General features: G+C 72.0%; 3 protein-coding genes and 1 pseudogene. 1 reads left to right on the top strand and 3 read right to left on the bottom strand.

Annotation, left to right across the window (positions count from 1 at the left end):
• The 3 genes and pseudogenes from RIF68_RS32185 to fdhD form a co-directional block, all read right to left on the bottom strand.
• A pseudogene (locus RIF68_RS32185) lies at positions 1-269 on the bottom strand (carbohydrate ABC transporter substrate-binding protein); the annotation flags it as partial.
• A gap of 174 nt (positions 270-443) precedes the next feature.
• Positions 444-1,178, bottom strand: coding sequence for a glutamine amidotransferase (locus tag RIF68_RS32180; protein WP_309054799.1), 735 nt, complete (start codon positions 1,176-1,178; stop codon positions 444-446).
• Positions 1,179-1,218: 40 nt separating this feature from the next.
• Positions 1,219-2,076, bottom strand: coding sequence for a formate dehydrogenase accessory sulfurtransferase FdhD (gene fdhD / locus RIF68_RS32175; RefSeq protein ID WP_309054798.1), 858 nt, complete (start codon positions 2,074-2,076; stop codon positions 1,219-1,221).
• A 397-nt stretch (positions 2,077-2,473) separates the two neighbouring features.
• Between fdhD and RIF68_RS32170 the strand changes: the two genes are divergently transcribed.
• Entirely contained in the window at positions 2,474-3,064 is a 591-nt protein-coding gene (locus RIF68_RS32170; RefSeq protein WP_309054797.1) for an alternate-type signal peptide domain-containing protein, read from the top strand.
• Positions 3,065-3,212 lie beyond the last annotated feature (148 nt).

Below are 3,212 nucleotides of genomic sequence, written 5' to 3'. Positions count from 1 at the left end.
GACCCGGCGGCGATCTTGGTGAAGGCGTCCGTGCGCGCGTTCGAGCCGCGGTCGATGTTCGTGGCCTTGATGGTCACGCCCGGGTTCAGCTCCTCGTACTCGCCGTAGAGGTCGTCGTAGCCGAAGGTCCCGAAGGTGGTGACGGTGAGCTCGACGGGGTTGTCGGCGCTGGCCGGCTCGCCTCCGCCCCCGCCGCACCCCGTGGCGACGGCTGCCAGTGCCGCCGCACCCGTCAGGGCTGTCGTCCGCTTGAGTCGCGTGTGTCCCACGGTCACTCCTTGGTGTGAAGGGCTGGAGAGGAGCTGCTCGTGAGAGAGCGCTCTCTCTGCTGTGCCTCGACTGTATGTGCCGTGGCTCACACCGTCAAGAGAGCGCTCTCTCAGATCTCGGAGAAGTCGCTCCGCGTCGTGCTGCGAGGACGGGACGGGCCCGTCCTCGGCGCGTCAGCGGGCGTAGCGGTCCACGAAGGCGGCGAGGATCTTCTCGGGCTCGGTCACGGGCGGCCCCGTGCGGATCCGGTCCTTGACGTCCTCGGCCTCGGCCGGCGGGAAGTACCCGTGCTCCTTGTACGCCTCGATCCGGCGGAGCAGGGCGGGGGCGTCGAGCTCGGGGTGGAACTGGGTCGCGTAGAGGTTCTGCTTGATCCGGAACATCTGGACGGGGCAGTCCGCGCCGGTCGCGAGCAGGACGGCGGCGGGCGCCAGGGTGCGCGTGCCCTCCTTGTGCCCCACGAACCCGTGGAACGCCGATGGGAACTCCCGGAGCAGCGGGTCCCGCAGCCCCTCCTCGGTCAGGGTGACCTCGATGACGCCGATCTCCTCGCCGCGGGTGCGGTCCACGATCCCGCCCTGGTGCGTGCCGAGGGTGCCGACGCCGTAGCAGGCGCCGAGGAACGGGAAGTCCCGGGCGACGACCTCGTCGAGCAGGTCCCGCATCTCGGACTCGGCCCGCCGCTGCACCTCGGACTTCTGCTGCGGCGGGTCGGAGGAGTTGAACGGGGACCCGCCGATGACGACCCCGGAGTAGCGCTCGAGGTCGATCGGCGGCATGGGCCCGGCCTCCAGCCGGACCCGGTGGAGGTGGCTCTCCTGCAGGCCGCTGAAGCGGCAGATGGTCTCGTACTCCTCGTCCGCGACGTCGTCCTCGGCGCGGGTGGCGAGCAGCAGGAAGGGCTTCATGACCCCATCGTAGCCAGCGGCTGGGCGCTCCCCCGCCCGCTCAGGGGACGAGGCGCTCCCGGTGCGCGTAGGCGTTGAAGGAGGTGCCGCGGCTGAAGCCGAGCAGGGTGACGCCCGTCTGCTCCGCGAGGTCCACGGCGAGGGCCGAGGGCGCCGAGACGGCCGCGAGCGCCGGGACGCCGGCCATGTACGCCTTCTGCACCAGCTCGAACGAGGCGCGGCCCGAGACCTGCAGCACGGTGGAGCCCAGGGGCAGGAGGTTCTCGCGCAGGGCCCAGCCCACGACCTTGTCCACGGCGTTGTGCCGCCCCACGTCCTCCCGCACGCACAGCAGCTCGGGCTCGCGGGCACCGCCGCCGTCGGGACCGTCCGGGAAGCGGAAGAGCCCCGCGGCGTGGACGCCGCCGGTCGTGGCGAACAGCTTCTGCCCGGTGCGCAGCCGGTCCGGCAGGGCGAGCAGCGCGGGCACGGGGAGCCCGGTCCGGTCCGCGGCGGGGTTGAACGAGGAGACCTTGGTGACGGCCTCGATGGACGCCGTGCCGCAGACCCCGCACGACGACGACGTGTAGACGTGCCGCTCCATGGAGGTGTCCGGCAGGGCGACCCCCGGCGCGAGCCGCACCTCCACCACGTTGTAGGTCCGCTGCCCGTCCGGGCCGACGCCGCTGCGGTAGTCCATCTGCACGATCTCGGCCGGAGTCCGCACCACGCCCTCGGAGACGAGGAACCCGGCCACGAGGTCGAAGTCGTGACCCGGGGTGCGCATCGTGACGGTGAACGGCCTGCCGTCGAGCCGGATCTCCAGGGGCTCCTCGCCGGCCAGGGTGTCCGCGCGCCCGGTCCCGCCGCCGTGGGCGGTGTACCGGTGCACGCGGCGCCGCTGGGAAGCTCGGGTCATGGCGGTCCTCCGGTCCCGGCTCCACCGGGTGGGAGCCCTCCCCCGGCATCCTATGGGCGCGGCCCGCAGGCGCCGAAGCGGTGGCATTACCGGACAGTAACGTCGGGCGAAGTGGGGACAGGCAAGTTCTGTTCTTATTCATAGACTTTTGTCTAGAGTTGACGTGTCAAGGGAATTCGGCGGCAGGGCTGCCGGCGGATCCCCCGGGCGATCCACTGCGGTTCCACGGGCCGGCGCGCCGAGGCGCGGCCGTCGCAGCGGGCACCCCGTCCCCCGTGATCCGGGGGGACCGGGTGCACGCCGCCTCCGCGGACACCCCACCGGATGCCCGGCACCACCCGCGCACCGATCCCGCGCGGCCTCTCCTCTCACCCCTCTCTCGCTCGAAGGCGGAACCATGAACACTGCAGCGCAGACCCCCCTGTCCGAGTCCACCGCGCAGACCGGCAGGAGCCGGCGCGCCGGCAAGGCCGCCCTGGCCGGCGCCGTGGCCGTCGGCCTCCTCGCCGCCGGCGGCGGCACCTTCTCCAAGTGGTCCGACTCGGAGGCCATCGCCTCGCAGGACATCATCACCGCGGGTGAGCTCTCCATGGCCGGCACCACGGTGGCCTGGAAGGACGGTGCCGGAACCACCATCGACCCGGCCAAGTACCAGATCGTCCCCGGCGATACCATCGCGCTCCACGCCTCGACCAAGGTCATCGCGGAGGGCGACAACCTGCGAGGGTCCCTGAAGCTCGAGCTCCCGGCACAGCTGCAGCAGGAGATCGCCGCACTGGAGCGGGCCGGCTACGTGTCCTACGACGTGACCCTGACCAGCGGAGACAAGTCGGTCAAGGACGCGTTCCCGATCACCGCGGACGACAACGGGGACACCGTGACGGCTGTCGCCTCGTTCACCTGGAACGGGGACATGACCACCGGCAGCGACGGCGAGAACGTGTCCAAGTCGCTGAGCGGCACCAAGCTCGTCCTCGCCCAGCAGTGACCGCACCGGGGCCGACCGGCCCCGGACGGCCCCGGTGCGGCGGCGACGCCGCACCGGGGCGCACCGCCCCTCGCACCCCGTCTCGTTCCGTCTCACCCCCAGAGGCCCGACGAGCACACCGCGGAACAACCGACACCCCCTGGGATCG

Origin of the sequence: Streptomyces sp. (assembly GCF_031178505.1) — a bacterium.
Lineage (GTDB): Bacteria > Actinomycetota > Actinomycetes > Streptomycetales > Streptomycetaceae > Streptomyces > Streptomyces gulbargensis.
The sequence above is the reverse complement of the archived record's forward strand: the minus strand, read 5'-3'. Positions and strand labels throughout refer to the sequence as shown.